General features: G+C 70.6%; 17 protein-coding genes. 10 read left to right on the top strand and 7 right to left on the bottom strand.

Translation table 11 applies throughout. The annotated features are described in order from the left end of the window. Positions 1–233 precede the first annotated feature (233 nt). Positions 234–746 (bottom strand): Uma2 family endonuclease, encoded by a 513-nt coding sequence (locus F0U44_RS09575; protein ID WP_149728072.1) that lies wholly within the window; start codon positions 744–746, stop codon positions 234–236. A 151-nt stretch (positions 747–897) separates the two neighbouring features. Between F0U44_RS09575 and F0U44_RS09580 the strand changes: the two genes are divergently transcribed. Next, positions 898–1,383, top strand: a complete 486-nt coding sequence (locus F0U44_RS09580; RefSeq protein ID WP_149728073.1) for a DinB family protein — start codon at positions 898–900, stop codon at positions 1,381–1,383. An 82-nt stretch (positions 1,384–1,465) separates the two neighbouring features. Further along, positions 1,466–2,470, top strand: coding sequence for a hypothetical protein (locus tag F0U44_RS09585; protein ID WP_149728074.1), 1,005 nt, complete (start codon positions 1,466–1,468; stop codon positions 2,468–2,470). A 4-nt stretch (positions 2,471–2,474) separates the two neighbouring features. Here F0U44_RS09585 and F0U44_RS09590 read toward each other — a convergent pair whose 3' ends face one another. Continuing rightward, a complete protein-coding gene (locus tag F0U44_RS09590; RefSeq protein ID WP_149728075.1) occupies positions 2,475–3,830 on the bottom strand; it encodes a hypothetical protein in 1,356 nt (451 codons plus the stop codon). A gap of 57 nt (positions 3,831–3,887) precedes the next feature. Between F0U44_RS09590 and dapD the strand changes: the two genes are divergently transcribed. The 3 genes from dapD (at position 3,888) to F0U44_RS09605 (ending at position 6,223) form a co-directional block, all read left to right on the top strand. After that, the gene (gene dapD, locus F0U44_RS09595; RefSeq protein WP_149728076.1) at positions 3,888–4,826 is read left to right on the top strand and encodes a 2,3,4,5-tetrahydropyridine-2,6-dicarboxylate N-succinyltransferase; all 939 of its coding nucleotides are present in this window, start codon (positions 3,888–3,890) and stop codon (positions 4,824–4,826) included. Positions 4,827–4,870: 44 nt separating this feature from the next. Beyond that, complete coding sequence (locus F0U44_RS09600) at positions 4,871–5,752, top strand: VldE C-terminal domain-containing protein (RefSeq protein WP_149728077.1); 882 nt, start codon at positions 4,871–4,873, stop codon at positions 5,750–5,752. 96 nt (positions 5,753–5,848) lie between these two features. After that, positions 5,849–6,223: a hypothetical protein gene (locus F0U44_RS09605; protein WP_149728078.1), complete on the top strand. Its 375-nt coding sequence runs from the start codon at positions 5,849–5,851 to the stop codon at positions 6,221–6,223. Between the two features lie 7 nt (positions 6,224–6,230). On the opposite strand, the gene F0U44_RS09610 is transcribed toward F0U44_RS09605, so the two are convergent. Next, positions 6,231–8,156 carry a tetratricopeptide repeat protein gene (locus F0U44_RS09610; protein ID WP_149728079.1) on the bottom strand — a complete coding sequence of 642 codons (1,926 nt, stop codon included), beginning with the start codon at positions 8,154–8,156 and terminating at the stop codon, positions 6,231–6,233. Positions 8,157–8,224: 68 nt separating this feature from the next. Here F0U44_RS09610 and F0U44_RS09615 point away from each other — a divergent pair, with 68 nt between their 5' ends. After that, a complete protein-coding gene (locus tag F0U44_RS09615; protein ID WP_149728080.1) occupies positions 8,225–8,614 on the top strand; it encodes a cupin domain-containing protein in 390 nt (129 codons plus the stop codon). A gap of 67 nt (positions 8,615–8,681) precedes the next feature. Next, positions 8,682–9,065, top strand: coding sequence for a hypothetical protein (locus F0U44_RS09620; protein WP_149728081.1), 384 nt, complete (start codon positions 8,682–8,684; stop codon positions 9,063–9,065). On the opposite strand, the gene F0U44_RS09625 is transcribed toward F0U44_RS09620, so the two are convergent. The 3 genes from F0U44_RS09625 to fdxA are packed head-to-tail and all read right to left on the bottom strand — an operon-like array spanning position 9,049 to position 11,343. Beyond that, on the bottom strand, positions 9,049–9,846 hold the full coding sequence (locus F0U44_RS09625; protein ID WP_149728082.1) for a CE1 family esterase: 798 nt from the start codon (positions 9,844–9,846) through the stop codon (positions 9,049–9,051). The two genes, F0U44_RS09620 and F0U44_RS09625, sit on opposite strands and share 17 nt — an antisense overlap. 31 nt (positions 9,847–9,877) lie before the next feature. Then, positions 9,878–11,017 (bottom strand): succinyldiaminopimelate transaminase, encoded by a 1,140-nt coding sequence (dapC, locus tag F0U44_RS09630; protein WP_306461716.1) that lies wholly within the window; start codon positions 11,015–11,017, stop codon positions 9,878–9,880. Continuing rightward, positions 11,014–11,343, bottom strand: coding sequence for a ferredoxin (fdxA, locus tag F0U44_RS09635; protein WP_149728084.1), 330 nt, complete (start codon positions 11,341–11,343; stop codon positions 11,014–11,016). The genes dapC and fdxA overlap by 4 nt, the downstream gene beginning before the upstream one ends. Before the next feature lie 83 nt (positions 11,344–11,426). On the opposite strand from fdxA, the gene F0U44_RS09640 reads away from it, so the two are divergent. After that, on the top strand, positions 11,427–12,359 hold the full coding sequence (locus F0U44_RS09640; RefSeq protein WP_188113411.1) for a GNAT family N-acetyltransferase: 933 nt from the start codon (positions 11,427–11,429) through the stop codon (positions 12,357–12,359). Here the strand turns inward: F0U44_RS09640 and F0U44_RS09645 are convergent. After that, positions 12,343–14,802, bottom strand: coding sequence for an ATP-binding protein (locus F0U44_RS09645; protein WP_188113412.1), 2,460 nt, complete (start codon positions 14,800–14,802; stop codon positions 12,343–12,345). The genes F0U44_RS09640 and F0U44_RS09645 overlap by 17 nt on opposite strands. Positions 14,803–14,897: 95 nt before the next feature. Between F0U44_RS09645 and F0U44_RS09650 the strand changes: the two genes are divergently transcribed. Together F0U44_RS09650 and F0U44_RS09655 are read left to right on the top strand one after the other, a co-directional pair. Further along, positions 14,898–15,494 (top strand): VOC family protein, encoded by a 597-nt coding sequence (locus tag F0U44_RS09650; RefSeq protein WP_188113413.1) that lies wholly within the window; start codon positions 14,898–14,900, stop codon positions 15,492–15,494. A gap of 58 nt (positions 15,495–15,552) precedes the next feature. Continuing rightward, a complete protein-coding gene (locus F0U44_RS09655) occupies positions 15,553–16,398 on the top strand; it encodes a metal-dependent hydrolase (RefSeq protein WP_149728088.1) in 846 nt (281 codons plus the stop codon). Positions 16,399–16,407: the final 9 nt, after the last annotated feature.

A 16,407-nucleotide genomic window follows, 5' to 3' on the forward strand; every position in this document is an offset into this window, starting at 1 on the left:
CGGTCGGTCTCAACGGGCTGCAGGGACGACTCACGCCGCGGTACCACCCTGCTTGCCGCCCACTCCATGACGGAGCCGTCGACCACTCATTGCGGCTGTGACGGGCCTACCCGCCGGGTTCTACTTGCCTTCCCACTGTGGCGAACGCTTTCTTCCCGGGGCTCGCCGCTGATGACGGCTCGAGCGCCTATGGGGCAAGGGTACGGCGTCGGGTCGCTCGACCGCCAACCAGATCAGTCGCGCAGGACCTCGCGCAGGTCGAGCGCGACGACGACGCCAGCGAGCTCGACCTCTGCCGTCGGGTGCTTGTCGTCGATCCGTGCGAGCAGGTCCCACTCCCCATCGACGAGGTGCCAGACGTCGATGGTGCGCAGTTCCGGGTCGACCGTCCAGTACTGACCGGCGCCGCCCGCGGCGTAGTCCATCGACTTGCGGATGGTGTCCTCCGATCGCGTGGACGGCGAAAGGATCTCTACGACCAGCAGTGGAGCCTCGCGCACCCAGCCGTCGGGAGGCCGGCTCTCGACAACCATCAGGTCAGGCAGACGCACGCGGTTGCGCGGAAGGACGAGAAAGACCTCGGGAACGACGTAGAGGTCTGGAAGGAGCCGTGCGAGCTGAGCTCCCAGCTGCGCCTGCGCCACGCCGTGGTCGAAGACCGGCGGCGCCATCAGGAAGACAACCTCGCCGTTGACCCACTCGGCGCGCGGCCTCTCTGGCAGCTCGAGGTACTCCTCCCAGGACATGCGGACCCGCCGCAGTGGCTCTTCGCTCCTGACCGACAAGGTCGCTCCTCGAGATACGGACACATCCGGACTCCTTCCATTCTGGACCCGAGAACAGGTGGGAGCCACCTTCCACGTGGGGTCCGACGGAAGCCCTGCCTACGATCGCGCCATGACTCCGGGAGAGCTGGCCAACTACCGCGACTACCTCGACCACTACCGGGAGGCCCTCGAGCGCAAGTGCGCCGACCTCTCCCCCGAGCAGCTCGCGACGCGATCCGTCCCGCCGAGCTCGATGAGCCTGCTGGGACTGGTCCGCCACCTCGCACGCGTCGAGCACTTCTGGTTCCAGCGCGCGCTGGTCGAGGTCGAGGCCGACCGCATCTACGACGACGGCGACGCCGGCTTCGCGGTCGTCGAGCCCACCCAGGAGGCCGCCGACGAGGCATGGGCCGCCTGGCGCGAGCAGGTCGCGATCAGCAACGCCTGGCTCGACCAGCAGACCGACGACACCCTCGGCAATGTCGTGACCTTCCGCAACGGCACCGAGACCGGCAGCGGCCGCGACATCCTGGTCCACATGATCGAGGAGTACGCGCGCCACTGCGGCCACGCCGACCTTCTCCGCGAGTGCATCGATGGGGTCACGGGCGAGTGAGATTAGGGCTAGCCCTGATGTGATCGCCAGATAGCGCTCCTAGCGTCACGAGAGTCACCCCCTCTCTCGCGAGGAGTCTTCGATGGAACACGCATCCGAGTCCGAGTTGTTGGCCCACGTCCGGCGGTTGGAGCAGCGCATCAAACAGCTCGAGCAGCAGCGCGACGACCTGCCGCGGCCGGTGGTCGACGCGGCACCGAGTCGCCGCAACCTCTTCCGCCTCGCCGCGGTCGGCGTGGGCACAGCCGCCGCCGGGGTGGTCAGCCTGCCGAGCACCGCCGCAGCAACGTGCGGGCTCCCGATCGTCGCAGGGTGCGGAAACTCGAGCGACAGCACGACGGGACTCGTGCACACGCGTGCTGCGTCGGGCGAAGAGGCCCTCTTCGTCGCCAGCAATTCGGCGCACCCCGCGCCGCCCGACTTTGCCCAGGCTTCCCTGGCGAGCAACCGTTGGGGCGTCTTCGGCATGTCGAACAAGGTTGGTGTTCTCGGTGAAACCCCCGGGACCTACGCGGTCCACGGGCGACGCACGGCGACCGCAACAACACCCGCGGGCACTGCGGCCGTTTTCGGGGAGCACAAGAACACCGACACCTACGGGACCGGAGTCATCGGCAAGCACTGGGGCGCAGGGTGGGGAATGTGGGCCACGTCGGTCTCCGGCAAGGGCCTCCACGCCGACGGGGGCACCGGCATCGGAGCGGAGGGCGTGACGACCGGCGCGACGGCCAACTCGTTCGGCCTCGTTGCCCGCGTGACCGCGACCTCGCCGGACGACAGCTCCGCTGCGATTCGCGCGATCACGTCCTCGACCACCGCAGGGAGCAACGCCATCCGCGCCAGCCACGCCGGCTCGGGCACCTCCATCTATGGGTCGTCCGCCAGCGGCACCGGCATCCGCGGGGTCAGCCCCAACGGCCGCGGCGGCGTCTTCACCGGCGCCAAGGCCCAGGTCAACCTGACCCCGGGCGCCCTGGCGACGCACCCGACCGACGGCGTACGCGGCGATCTCTACATGGACTCGACCGGCAACCTGTGGCTCTGCAAGACCAGCGGCAGCACCGCGACCTGGACCCAGCTGGGCTGACGGACTACGGCCCGACGGCGTACTGCGCGCGGTCGCAGCAGGACGGGTCCGCGCTGTCCTCACGCACCCAGGCACTCGCGGCGACACCTGCGTCGTTCATGGCGAGGTCGGAGTAGGTGGCGTCGCGGCCGAACGCCGAGAGCGTCTGTACGGCGCCGAGCGTGCCATCAGTGGCGCGGGTGCGCACCACGATCCGGTCCCAGAAGGTCTCGTCCCGCTGGGTGAAGCCGACCAGCGCACTCCCGTCCGGAGCGACCGCGACCTGCGGCTGGTAGGAGTAGGTGTAGATCCCCGCCAGGGTGATCGTGGAGAGCGCGTTGGCGGCGCTCAGGCCTCGGACGGCGACCTCCCTGGCGCAGCACGGCTTGGCCTGGTGCCACACCAGCACCGCATCGCCAGCGTCGCTGATGCCGACCTCGCCCCACCCGATCGTGACGTCGTCGTAGACGTCCTTGTCCGTGCCCGAGATCTTCTTGACCGGACCGAGCGTCCCGGCAGCGGAGAGGCGCCTCGCGTAGAGCATGTTGTCGGCCGTGTCGTAGCGGATCCAGGCAAGCACAGCGTCCCCGGACGGCGTGACCGCGACCACAGGTGCGGTGTTGTCCTGCCCGGTCGGCGTCAGCACCTTGAGTGGGCCGAGAGTGCCGTTGGCGGCGCGGGTGCGAGCTTCGATCCGCGTGTCGGCGCCGACCTCGCGGCTCCAGGCAACGGTCGCCGTGCCGTTGACGTCGACCGCCAGCGCGACCGGCCGCACGTTCAGCCCGTCGCTCGACAGCGTCTGAGCGGTCGGTGAGACGACACCCGCGGCCGAAATGCCGCGGACGACCGCGCGGTAGGACACCGAGGCGAAGACGGTCTGCCATGCGACGACCGCCGCACCCGTCGGGTCCAACTCGAGCTGGGGATCAGGGCTGCGCAGGGCGCTGCTCGTGCCGACCCCCGTGCTCAGGTTCTTGATGCCCGACAGCGTGCCGGCGACCGATCGGGTCTTCGCCAGCACGGTGTAGCTGCCCGTGGTGTCGTCACGCTGCGCCCACACCACGACGACGCGCCCGGTCGCGTCAACGGCGACGTCGGGTGCGTAGGCGCTGTTGCCGGCCGAAGAGACCGTCTGGACCGCGCTGAGCGTGCCCGTGTCGCTGCGCTCGCGCAGCTGGATCCGCCAGTCGCCGGCTTCGTCGAGACGCCTCCACGCGACAGCGACGTGGCCGTTGGGTCCGACCGCGGTGACGACGTCGACGGCGTTGGCGCCGGCGGCCGACAGGTTCGGGGGTGTCGGGGTCCACGTGGCTTCCGCACTGTCAACGAGAGCCAGGAGCGAAGCGACGGCAACCGCGGCTGCAATCAGTCGACGAGACATCCGCCGACGGTAGGCGCTGGATCCGTCGCGCGCGGTGTTTCCGTAGAATCACCCCACGTGACTGCTGCTTGGGGCTACGGCCTGACCACCTACGCCTCTGACGACTCGGTTCTCGACACCTGGTTCCCCTCCCCCGCGCTCGGCGAGAAGCCCGCCGACGCCGACGCGCCCGAGGAGCTCGAGACGCTGCAGGGCAGCGACAAGGTGCGCGGGGTCGAGAAGCGGGTCTCCCTCGTCGAGATCGCCGACCTGTCCGCGCCCCCGGCCTCCACGGTCGACGTCTGGCTGCGGCTGCACCTGCTCTCCCACCGCCTCGTCCGGCCCCACGAGATCAACCTCGACGGTATCTTCGGCCTGCTCACCAACGTCGTCTGGACGAGCGCCGGGCCCTGCGCGGTCGACGGCTTCGAGCTCACCCGCGCACGGCTGCGGGCCGCTGGCGACAACGTCGCGGTCTACGGCGTCGACAAGTTCCCGCGCATGGTCGACTACGTCCTCCCGACCGGCGTCCGCATCGCCGACGCCGACCGGGTGCGGCTCGGCGCGCACCTCGCCGAGGGCACGACAGTCATGCACGAGGGCTTCGTGAACTTCAACGCCGGCACCCTCGGCGCCTCGATGGTCGAGGGCCGGATCTCCGGTGGCGTCGTCGTCGGCGACGGCTCCGACGTCGGTGGCGGCGCCTCGATCATGGGCACCCTGTCCGGCGGCGGCAAGGAGGTCATCTCGATCGGCCAGCGCTGCCTACTGGGCGCCAATGCGGGCATCGGCATCTCCCTCGGCGACGACTGCGTCGTCGAGGCGGGCTGCTACATCACCGCGGGCACCAAGGTCCTCCTCCACCTGCCCGGGTCGGAGACGCGGATCGTGAAGGCGCGCGACCTCTCCGGCGCCCACAACGTGCTCTTCCGGCGCAACAGCCAGACCGGCGCGGTCGAGGCCGTGCCGTGGCAGGGCGAGGGCATCTCCCTCAACGCGGCGCTGCACGCCAACTGAGTGGTGCCGCTCCTGCGTCACCACCCATCTCGGACACTCGAAGCATGAGGGGCCGTGGTTTCGCGATCGTGATCGGCTTCGCCGCGCTCGCGGTCGTCGTCACGGTCGGCATCGCGGTCTTCCACGCGGTCGACGACATCGTGTCCGGTCCGAGCGGTGACTGCAGCGCGACGGTCGCCAACCACGAGGTGGAGATCAGCGGCGAGCAGGCCGAGAACGCCACCCTGATCACCGCGATCGGCCTCCGCCGCGGACTGCCCGCGCGGGCGGTCTCCATCGCGCTCGCGACGGCGTTCCAGGAGTCCAAGCTCACCAACATCGACTACGGGGACCGCGACTCCCTCGGGCTCTTCCAGCAGCGGCCGTCGCAGGGCTGGGGCACCAGGGCCCAGATCCTCGACCGCGACTACTCCACCAACGCCTTCTACGACGCGCTCGTGCAGGTCGACGGATACGAAGACATGGAGATCACCGAGGCGGCCCAGCACGTGCAGCGCTCGGCCTACCCCAGCGCGTACGCCGACCACGAGGAAGATGCGCGCGCCCTCGCCTCGGCATTGACCGGCTACTCCCCCGCCTCCTTCAGCTGCGACCTCGACGGCGGCGCGCCGTCGGAGGACAGCAAGCGGCTCGAGTCGGGGCTCACGGCGCGGGCCGACGCCGTACGGGAAGACCTGCTGGAGCAGTTCGGATCGCTCGATCTCGCCGACCTCGACGGGTCGTCGATCGACGTGTCGATGCGGCCGGTGTCCGAGGCGAGCAAGGTGCGCGGCTGGGCGCTCGCCCACTACCTGGTCGGTAACGCCGATCGGCTCGACATCCGCACGGTCGCGTTTGACGGGCAGGTCTGGACCGCCGGTCGCGACGGCTGGCGCCGCGACGAGAAGCAGGCGAGCGACCGGGTCCACGTCGACGTCTTCGACTGATTTCAAGAAAACTTCGCAGAACCGGGAACTCCACCGCGGTCGAGGTGCATCCACACAGCACATACCCCCTCGTACCGCTCTCGGAAGGAGCACCCCATGAACATCGCACTCAAGGCCGCCGCAGGTTCGCTTCTCGGTCTCGCCACCGCCGGCATCGCGCTCGCCGCGACCCCGGCCCAGGCCGCGCCGACCATCCCGTCGACCGTGACCATCCAGGCGGAGGGCACCGACCTCTTCGGCAACGTGAGCAGCACCAACTCCTCCTGCGAGCCCAACCGGGCCGTCATCGTCTACAAGGTCGTCGGCACCCGCGGCGGCGGCGACGACATCCGCTTCGCGATGGACACCTCCGACGACGACGGCGACTGGAACACCGGCAACACCGGCACCGCGGGCAAGTTCTACGCCAAGGTGAAGAAGACGACCTTCTGCAAGGCCGACTTCAGCCCCACGATCACCGCCCACCGCTGATCGCAAGTCAGCCGAGGCGCCACTCCACCGGCGCGAGCGGGTCGGGCTGGTAGCTGCAGTAGGCGCCGGTCCGGACCGTTCGCGCCAGGTGGGCGCCCAGGTCGGGATGCTGCTCCTCCAGCCGGGCCAGTGCGTAGCGCAGCGACCGGGTCACCGCACCGCGGGCACGCTCGGCCGTGCCTCCCGTCGTCCGGTCGCGACCGCCGAGACCTGCGGCTGCGGTCAGCTCGGCCATCAGGTAGTCGCGGTCCCGCTCGGCGAGCGCACGACGCGCGTCGTCGTGGTCGTGCTCCGCCTCCACGATGTCGTCCTCGACCTCGGCGAGCCGCCGGCGGTAGGACGCCTTGGCCTCGTCGTCGAGGACCGGGAGCCCGCTGTCGACGACGGCGGCGCCGGCGAGGTCGAGCGCGTGGATCTCCGTGTCGGGCTGGGCCAGGAGGCGCGCGAGGTAGCCGATGCCCTTGAGGTCGGCGAGGACCGTACGACGACCCCGGAAGTCGATCTCCCAGTGGTCGCCGCTGCGCAGCAGGCTGGCCGCTACTGCGACCGCGGCGTCGCGGGGCTCACCTGGTTTCTCGAGGCGCGCGCGGACGTCAGCCTCGCGCAGCCGCGCTCCGAACTCCGCGAACGCCGACGCTGCTGCCGTCCACTCCAGCGCGGCCCCCGACGGGTTGCCCGCCGCGGCGAAGGCCTCGGCGAGCACGCACCGAGCCACGGCAGCGTCGTAGGGCGCCTGCATCTCGACCCACGCCACCACGGCGGCGTGCGCCTGCTGGGCGGCCGCCGTCGTGTCGCCCGTCAGCAGCGCCGTGCGAGCGGCCGCCAGCGCCGCCACCGCGTGGAGCGACGGACTCGAGTAGCGGTCCGCCGTCGCGCGCAGCGTGGCCATGGCCGACGCTGCCGTCGCGCGATCCCCCCGTGCGGCAGCAACCTCGACCTGGGCGGCCAGCAGCGGCACCTGCCGCAGGTCGCCGAAGGGTGGCTGCTCCTTCCAGGGCATCCCCGTGGGGTGGGCGAGCTCACCGGCGAGCATCCCGGCCGCCTCCGCTGCCGCCCCCTGCTCGAGGCGGACCAGGGCCAGCCCCGGCTGCGGCGACCAGGCCCGTTCGTGGGCCTGGAGGAACGATTCCTCGGCACCGACCAGGTCGCCCCGCCGGAGGCGGATGTTGCCGAGCTCCACGAGCGGCCAGCCGTACTCTCGGCGCATCCACGGGCGCAGCTCCTCGCAGGCCGCGAGGGCCTCCTGCTCCGCGTCATCGCCCGGGCCCGACACGCGCAGCAGCTCGGCGCGATGCACCCGGCAACGACCGTGGGTCGTCGCGATGCCCGGTCCGTGGCGCCAGTGGTCCATCAGGTCGGTCCACTCCCGGGCCCGGTCGCCCCGGCCGACCCACTGGGCGATGCAGATCAGCTCGCAGTAGACGTTGCCCGTCGTCAGCGGGTCGAACTCTCCGGCAGCGAGGTCGATCGCAAGCTCGTCGAGCATCGCCAGCCCTGCGTCGACGTCGCCGGCGTGGATGGCCAGCCGGGCGATCATGGTCCGGCCGAGCCCGCGGGCGGGATCGACGCCAAACCGGTCGCCGAGCTCGATCGCCGCCTCGGCAGGCGCGCGGGCACCCTCAGGGTCTCCCGACAGGACGCGTTCCGCCGCCCGGATCGCCGCGAGGAGCGCATCGACCGGCCCGGTCGGCCGACCGGCGACCAGCCGTGCGGCGCGCGCTACCCATCCGCGCACCGGCGCCATCAGCCCGGTCTCGCACAGGAGCATCAGTGCGACCCGGGCCGCGGCCGAGGCCGCCTCCTCGGGCCGCCCAGCCGCGTCGTGGCGCGCATAGAGCTCCTCGAGCAGCGACACCGCGAGCTCGAGCTCGCCGCCGCCGTACGCCGCGTCGACGCGGGCCTCGAGCTCAGACTCCCTGTCGTCCGCGCTCACTGTCGCATTGTGACAGCCGATGTCCCGCCTTCTGGGTAACCGACCAACTCCCCGGAAGGACACCTCCCATGCACACCACCACGCGCGACCTGCCGATCAAGATGAACGCCCTCGGCGCCACCGTCCGTCACCTGCCCTCCTACGGCGTCGCCGACGGTTCCCTCGCGGCCGAGCACCTGGTCCTCGCTGCGGGCGTCGACATCGCGCCGCTCCTCCAGGGTCTCGAGGACGACGCCTGCCAGGCCCCGCACTGGGGCTTCGTCGTCCGTGGTCGCCTGGTCGTGAGCTACGCCGACGGGTCCGACGAGACCTGCTCGGCGGGCGAGGTGTTCCACTGGCCGGCGGGCCACTCGGTCCGCGTCGAGGAGGACGCCGAGCTCGTCATGTTCAGCCCGGACGCCGAGCACTTCGCCGTCATGAACCACATGCTCGGTGTCCTCGCCGAGCTGCCGGCCTGACGCCCACCCCCGGACGACGTCCGGGGGCTACTGTGAACCGATCGGTCCCCGACCGGAAGGAACCCCCATGTTCACCTCTCCCGTTTCTCGTCGCATCGCGGCCTCTGCGATCGCCCTGTCGACCGGAGGCGCCGTGCTCCTCATCGGCCCCAGCGCGTCCGCCGGCGACCGGGCCTCCTCCACGGTCACCATCTCCGCGGAGGGGACCGATCTCTTCGGCCACGTCAGCAGCCCACGGTCGAGCTGCAAGCGCGAACGACCGGTCCACGTCTACAAGCAGATCGGCACCCGCGGTGGTGGCGATGACCAGCACTTCGCGATGGACACCACCGACGACGACGGCGACTGGAGCACCGGCAACACCGGCACCGCGGGCAAGTTCTACGCCAAGGTGAAGCGGACCGCTCTGTGCAAGAAGGACCTCAGTCCCACGATCACCGTCCACCGCTGAGCGGGTGGGCCGCGAAGAAGTCCCAGACCAGTCGGGTCGCTGGTCGGGGCCAGACGTGGCCCATCCCCTCGACGGAGTAGACACGGTGCTCGGTGCCGTCGGCGCACCGCGCGATGGTGAGGTGCGCCGGACGGCCGCCGAGGCGTACGCCGAAGTCCCGCCGCTCGTCGCAACCGGCCGCCCGGTCCCACTCGCGGTTGAGCGGCGCGAAGCCGGGCGCGAGGTCGTCGGCCGTGCCTTGGACTGCGATCAGCGACGGCACCCGCCGCAGGTCGAAGCCGCTGTCGCTCACCCCGCTGACGGGAGCGAACGCAGCGATCCGTCCTGACTGGTGACGAGCGAGGTCGTAGACAGCGGTCGCGCCGCGGGAGAAGCCCGCGGCGTAGATGCGGCGCTGGTCGATGGGCAGGTTCCGCTCCGTCAGGTGGTCGAGGAGCACCGGGATCTCGTGGGGGCCGCTGTAGTTGTCGGGGTAGACGACGAGGAACCCCTCGCGGTCGGCCAGGTCGTTGAAGCGGGTGTCCTCCATCATCGACTCCGGCGTGCCCGGGCTGCCGTGGAAGACGAGCACGAGCGGAAGCGGCCGATCCTTCTTGAACTGCCGCGGCAGGTGGAGCACGTAGCGCAGCTCGGTACCGTCGGGGAGCGCGACCTCCGCCCCCGCGTCAGACGGCCTCGACGGCAATCCGATGGACGGTGTGATGCGCCCCGTCGGCTCCTCGCTGTCGCTGCACGCGCTGAGCAGGAGCAGCAGGACGATCCCGAGAAACAGCCGGCGCATGCGCCGACCGTACGCCTGGGGCGGTCGCAGATCAGCGCGCGGCGAGGCGAGCCGCGGCCGCGGCCACGCGCTCGTCGGTGGCGGTGAAGGCCACCCGCACGTGGTGGGAGCCCGCCACGCCGTAGAACTCACCCGGCGCCACGAGGATGCCGAGGTCGGCGAGCTCGGCGACGGTCGCCCAGCAGTCGGGGCCCTCGGGACCGCGGGTCGCCCACAGGTAGAGCGAGGCCTCGGAGTGGTCGACGGTGAAGCCGGCCCCCTCGAGTGCGGCGCGCAGCGTGGCCCGCCGGGCGGCGTACCGCGCGTGCTGCTCGAGGCTGTGCGCGTCGTCGGCAAGTACGGCGGCCAGCACCTTCTGCTGCGGACCGGGCATCTGCAGCCCGAGGTTCTTGCGGACGGCGAGCAGCTCCGCGATCACCTGGCGGTCACCCGCGACGAAGGCGCAGCGGTAGCCCGCGAGGTTGGACCGCTTCGAGAGCGAGTGGACCGCGAGGATGCCCTCGTGGCTGCCGCCGCAGATGTCGGGGTGGAGCACCGAGACCGCTTCAGCGTCCCAGCAGCACTCGATGTAGCACTCGTCGGAGACGAGCAGCACGCCCCGCTCCCGGCACCAGTCGACGACCTTCTTCAGGTGCTCCTTCGGGAGCACCCGACCGGTCGGGTTGGAGGGCGAGTTGATCCAGAGCAGGCGCGGGGTCTCAGGGCCGAGGGCCGTGAGCGAGTCGGTGGCCATCGTGCGGGCGCCGACCAGCGCAGCGCTGACCTCGTAGGTCGGGTAGGCCAGCTCGGGGTAGACGACCAGGTCGCCGGGTCCGATGCCGAGGTGGAGCGGCATCGACCCGATCAGCTCCTTGGAGCCGATCACCGGCAGCACCTGATCGACGTCGAGCCCGGTCACGCCGTGGACCCGCGCGAACCAGTCGACGACGGCCTGCCGGGTCTCGACCAGGCCGACCGTCAGCGGATAGCCGGGCGAGTCCGCGGCGGCACGCAGCGCCGCCTGGGCGACCTCGGGCGTCGGGTCGACCGGCGTGCCGACCGAGAGGTCGACGATGCCGCCGGGGTGGCTACGGGCCTTCTCGGCGAAGGCCGTGAGCTTGTCCCACGGGAAGTCGGGCAGACGCCCGGAGACTCCACCAGTCAGTGGAGTGCCCGGTGATGAAGTGTTCAGTGCTCGTCGTGCTCTTGCGGCTCGAGGGCGGCGACGAAGGGGTGGTCCTTGTCGATCTCACCCATCTTGGCCGCACCGCCCGGCGAGCCGAGGTCGCTGAAGAACCCGACGTTGGCGTCGTAGTAGTCCTTCCACTCCTCCGGCACGTCGTCCTCGTAGAAGATCGCCTCGACCGGGCAGACCGGCTCGCAGGCACCGCAGTCGACGCACTCATCCGGGTGGATGTAGAGCATCCGCTTGCCTTCGTAGATGCAGTCGACGGGGCACTCGTCGACGCACGCGCGGTCCTTGAGGTCCACACACGGCTGGGAGATGACGTAGGTCACCGGTCTCCTCCTGATGCTGCTGCAAGAGCGGATGCAAAACACGAAACGGTTTCATGTTCCTGGCGCAGCCTAGTATCCCGCTCGTGACAACGGAGCAGGACCCTCGGGAAACGGGACAGCATCTTCTCGGGCCCCACGTGGTCGGCCAGCGCGTCGTGGTCCGTCGACTGCTCCGTGGCGAGACGGGCCCCAGCGGCGGACCGGCGATGACCGACCTGCTCGGCGTGTGCCTCTCGTGGGCCGACGGCCTGTGCGTCGTACAGCCGGAGACCGGCGATGCGGTGACGATCCCGGTGGCCGACATCGTGTCGGGGAAGCCCGTACCGCCCCGACCTTCGGTGCGCATGCGGGTGTCGTCGCGCGACGCCGAACTGCACACCGCCTCGCTCTTCGCGACGATTGAGACCGCTCCCCTGGGTGCGTGGGTACTCCGTTCCGAGACCGAACCCGTCGGCCGGCTGCGACGCCGTGCCAACTCGTGCCTGGCCTTCGGCGACCCCGATCTGCCGCTCCCGCAGGCACTCGACGCGGTGCGGTCGTTCTACGACGCCCGGTCGCGGCCGGCTTACGTCCAGGTCGAGGCCGACTCCCCCGAGGAGTCCGCCGTTCGCGAAGCCGGCTGGGTCCACGACCCCACCGGCGACGCCGAGCTGCGCCTCGCCGGCCTCTCCCAAGTACGCCGCCGCATCGGCCGGGTGCCCGACCTGGCGTCGCTCGAGGTCGACGGCACGCGCGCGGCCGCCACCATCTCCGACGGCGGGACCGTCTGGGCGCGCGGCGATGCCGCCGTCGACGGCGACTGGATCGGCGTGCACGGCATCGAGGTCGACCCGGCCCACCGGCGGCAGGGGCTCGCCACTGCGGTGCTCGCAGAACTCGCCTCCTGGGGAGCCGAGCAGGGCGCGACGACCGTCTGGTTGCACGTCGAGACGGGCAACACCCCCGCCCGGACCTGGTACGACGCCCTCGGGCTAGCGCCCCACCACGGCTGCCGCTACTTCACTCCGCCGACCTGAGCAACGCCTCCTCGATCTGGGGGATCAACCCGTCGACCAGAGACAGGAACTGGCGGGCCGGTCCGTGCATGGGCTCCTTCACCAGCTCTTCGCGCACCTGTTCGGCGATGATCGCGGCGTCCGCGGGTTCACCGGCGGCGAGCAGAGCCTCGGCCAAGGAGGTCGTGAGACCCCAACGGTCCTTCGTCCACGGGTGCCGATCGAGTGCACGGCGCAGGACGGCGATGGCCTCGTCGGGCCGTCCGGCGACCACCAGGTTGCAGGCGTGGTTGTTCTCCATCGCGGGCCAGTCGGCATAATCGGGACCGGCGATCTCCCGCGCTCGATCGGAGAGCGCGAGGGCGCGTTCGTGGTCTCCGCGCATGGCCGCGACGAACGCCTCCAAGACAGCGGCGTTCGCGCGGTGGATGACCTCACCGGTCAGCTCCGCCAGCCCGACGGCCCGCTCAACGATCGGCACGGCCCCCTCGGCACGTGACGCGTGGACGAGCACGGTGGCGGCGATCATCGCCACGCGGGTGCCGACCTGCGGCGGACTGCCGGCCGCGACAGCCTCGACGAAGCGCACGCTGTCCTCCGCCGACCAACTGACCGCACCAAGGTCAGCCATCGCCGCGATCTGATACGCGCCAGCAATCCGGTAGGCGTCGTCGGAGCCGATCGCGACCGCGTCCGGGACCTCGGCGACCGCAGCCGACGCAGTTCGGCGGAGCCGCTCGCTGAGGGGAAGGTAGACCGCGACGATCCCCAGGGTGACCCACACCTCTCCCAGTCCCGGCGTCCGGTCCTCCCATGCGTCGACGACCGCTTCCTCGAGCAGGAGCAACCGATCTGCGCGGGGGTCGTCCTGGTAGATGAGGCTGAAGTCGTGATCAGGGTCGACCAGCGCTGCGGCGGCGGCATGCAGCATCCGCCGCGCGCGGGGACGCAGCTGGTCATCGGCACGCAACGCACGCCGGGCGGCTGCACGGATGGTGTCGAGGAGCCGGTAACGGTCACCGTCGAGGTCGACCAGGCTGACGCTGACGAGGTGCCGCAGCACCGCGACCGCCGTGGTCGCGTGGTCGGGGACGAGGTCGCGAAGGAGCAGCGCCGCCTCCTCGGAGGTGAGCCGGGCGGGCGCCTGAGCCAACACCAACAGCGCCTCCCGATGCACGCGGTCGAGGCGGTCGATGCTCCAGGCGACCACGGCATCCAGGCTGGACTGCCGTCCGCCTCCCCTCCGCGCGAGGGTCTCGCTGCCGTCGCGGACCACCGCGAGCAACTGGTCGATCGGCAGGGAGTGGGCGTGCGAGGACGCGAGCTCGATCGCGAGCGGAGACCCGTCGAGCGCACGGCACAGCTCAGCGACGACCGAGCGGTCGAGCCGCTCGAACTCGGCGGTGCCGTCGGCGTAGCGATGGGCGAACAGCGCGCAACCCGCGTCCTCGACCGCGAGGGCAGGGATGCGCCACACGCGTTCGCCCTCGACCATCAAGGCCTCGCGGCTCGTGGCCAGGACGGACAGGTGGGGCACTCGCGCCAAGAGCTGGCCAGCCACCTCGGCCGCGGCATCGATCACGTGCTCGCAGTTGTCGACGAGAAGCAGCATCCGGCCGCGCCCCACCAGTTCGTCGGCGAGCTCGTCGGCGCTGCTCGCGCGCGACCCGACGGCCGCAGCGAACTGGCTCAGGACCTGCTCCGGTTCGGAGACCGAGGCGAGCTCGACCAGCCAGGCGCCGGAGTCGTAGGACGAGGCTATCCGGAGCACCAGCTCCGAGGTCAGTCGCGTCTTCCCCATGCCCCCGGGACCGAGCACGGTGACGAGGCGGTGCGACCGCACCAGGTCACCCAGCGCGATCAGTTCGGCATCACGACCGACGAAGGAGGTGACCGTCTCGGCCACGTTGGTCCGCCGGTACGGCGCTGCTCGCGGCGCGTCTGGCGGCCCGGTCACCCGGTAGAGGCTGGTCGGTCCGCGCACGTCCTTCAGTGCGTACTCCCCGACAGCAGGCCCGGCGAGGGCGGCGTCGCTCAAGGCCTCGACCACCGCTTCGGAGATCAGCGCCTGCCCCGCGCCGGCGGCCGAGGTCACCCGGGCGGCCACATTGACCGGCAGGGCGACGTAGTCGCCGGAGACCGGGGTCGCAGCGCCCGTGTGCGCGCCGGCGCGGACCCGAAGCCGCGGCTCGGGGGTGGCGGGGTCGGCGACCGTCGCCTCGACCCGGTCCTGCAAGGCGACGAGAGCGCGCACGGCACCGTCGGCATCGGGGAAGGCGAGGAACGCGCCGTCGCCCTCGGTCTTCACGACGACGCCGGCCTGCGCTCCGGTGCAGTCGGCGATCACCCGGTGCAGGATGTCGAGAGCCGCGACGAAAGCGTCACCGTGATCGGTGAAGGCAGACGTGCTCCCGACGACGTCGACGAATGCGAACGTCACCGTGCCGGAGGGGAGCTCACCCACCACGGTCGCAGCATCGCACGCGCACGCTCGACCGACGCGCAGATCGGGCCTACGCTCCGGACGTCGATGACCAGATCTACCGACAAGAGGATGCGATGACCGATCCACTGGGCGACATCATCGGGGACTATCGGGCATTCGCCGCGCAGCAGAGCGACCGACTGCTCGATCGGGGCATCGACATCACCGCCTACTCGCTGAGCCACCTCGCCGTCCGCGTTCCGGAGTGGGACCAGTACGTCCGCGTGCGGACCATGCTCGAACGTCACGCGGTCGCGAATCGCGAGAACTTCTGGAACGGCCGCCCGATCTCCTTGATCGTTCCTGCCGAGCCGATCGAGGTGCTCGACGGCAAGACCGTCGGGCTGATCGAGCTCATCCCACCCGTGCACCAGCGCGTCTACAAGATGGGGTTGGAGCACCTCGGTGTCGTGGTCGGCGACACCTTCGACACCTTCGTCGACGTCCACAAACCGGTGTTGACGGGCCAGCAGTTCCAGGGGCCCACCAGCACGCCCGACCCGGTCTACATCTTGTTCGAGGACTTCACCCACGTGAAGTTCTATCGCCTCTCGCTGCGCGCATCCGTCGAGATCGATGGCGGCGCGTTCGAGGACGGCTTCCACCATGTCGACGGCTGGGTGCCCCAACAGCTCGTGACCGCGACCGGCCCGAATCCGCTGCCGCGCTGAGCGTCACGGGCAGTCCAGCACCTGTTGCTACTACACCGCGTAGCGGTAATCTCCGACGATGGCCTACCCGGACCGCCAGCTCCCCGTGCGCCGGATCAAGTTCCGCTACCCGTCCGGCTCGCTGCGGCACCACTACGTCGACGACGACCTGATCATGAGCCACGTCGTGGCGGTCCTGTCCGCGACCTTCCCGCCCGGGGAGGACTTCTTCATCCGATCGGTCCAGCACTACGCCGACAAGGTGACCGACCCGGTCCTCAAGGCGCAGGTCAAGGGCTTCATCGGGCAAGAGGTCACCCACGGCCGCGAGCACCGCGAGCTCAACCGGCAGCTGCAGGAGATGGGCTACCCGACCCATCGCGTCGCGCGGTTCGTGAAGTGGGCGCTGGCCGACGCCACCAAGCGAGCGCCGGCCAAGCTCAACCTCAGCTACACGGCCGCTCTCGAGCACTACACCGCGACGCTCGCGGAGTGCCTCCTCACCAAGCCCGAGGCGCAGCGCCTGCTCGGCGACACCGAGGTGCGCAACATCTTGCTGTGGCACGCCCTGGAGGAGACCGAGCACAAGGCGGTGGCCTTCGACGTCTACCGGACCATCGGCGGCTCCGAGTGGATCCGACGATTCGGTTTCCTCGTCCAGTCCTTCGGCCTGATCGGACTCGTCCTGATCGCGACGATCCTCTCGATGCTGGGCGACCGGGCGACCTACAACCCGGTGCGCCTGTTCCGCAGCATCGCCCGGCTCCGGAAGTCGCCCTTCCTCGAGCCCGACGTCGCGAAGAGCCTGGGCGACTACCTGCGCAAGGGGTTCCACCCCTCCGACCACGACAACGAGGAGCTCCTCGACACCTGGACGGTCGAGCTCTTCGGTCCCGAGGGCAAGCTCGCCGACCACCTGCACTGACCGGCCGCG

It is taken from the genome of Nocardioides humilatus (assembly GCF_008373755.1).
Taxonomy (GTDB): domain Bacteria; phylum Actinomycetota; class Actinomycetes; order Propionibacteriales; family Nocardioidaceae; genus Nocardioides; species Nocardioides humilatus.

Coding starts and splice junctions, on each gene's coding strand:
- F0U44_RS09575 (WP_149728072.1), bottom strand. CDS start 746: ATGTCCTGGGAGGAGTACCTCGAGCTGCCAGAGAGGCCGCGCGCCGAG.
- F0U44_RS09580 (WP_149728073.1), top strand. CDS start 898: ATGACTCCGGGAGAGCTGGCCAACTACCGCGACTACCTCGACCACTAC.
- F0U44_RS09585 (WP_149728074.1), top strand. CDS start 1,466: ATGGAACACGCATCCGAGTCCGAGTTGTTGGCCCACGTCCGGCGGTTG.
- F0U44_RS09590 (WP_149728075.1), bottom strand. CDS start 3,830: ATGTCTCGTCGACTGATTGCAGCCGCGGTTGCCGTCGCTTCGCTCCTG.
- F0U44_RS09600 (WP_149728077.1), top strand. CDS start 4,871: ATGAGGGGCCGTGGTTTCGCGATCGTGATCGGCTTCGCCGCGCTCGCG.
- F0U44_RS09605 (WP_149728078.1), top strand. CDS start 5,849: ATGAACATCGCACTCAAGGCCGCCGCAGGTTCGCTTCTCGGTCTCGCC.
- F0U44_RS09615 (WP_149728080.1), top strand. CDS start 8,225: ATGCACACCACCACGCGCGACCTGCCGATCAAGATGAACGCCCTCGGC.
- F0U44_RS09620 (WP_149728081.1), top strand. CDS start 8,682: ATGTTCACCTCTCCCGTTTCTCGTCGCATCGCGGCCTCTGCGATCGCC.
- F0U44_RS09625 (WP_149728082.1), bottom strand. CDS start 9,846: ATGCGCCGGCTGTTTCTCGGGATCGTCCTGCTGCTCCTGCTCAGCGCG.
- F0U44_RS09650 (WP_188113413.1), top strand. CDS start 14,898: ATGACCGATCCACTGGGCGACATCATCGGGGACTATCGGGCATTCGCC.
- F0U44_RS09655 (WP_149728088.1), top strand. CDS start 15,553: ATGGCCTACCCGGACCGCCAGCTCCCCGTGCGCCGGATCAAGTTCCGC.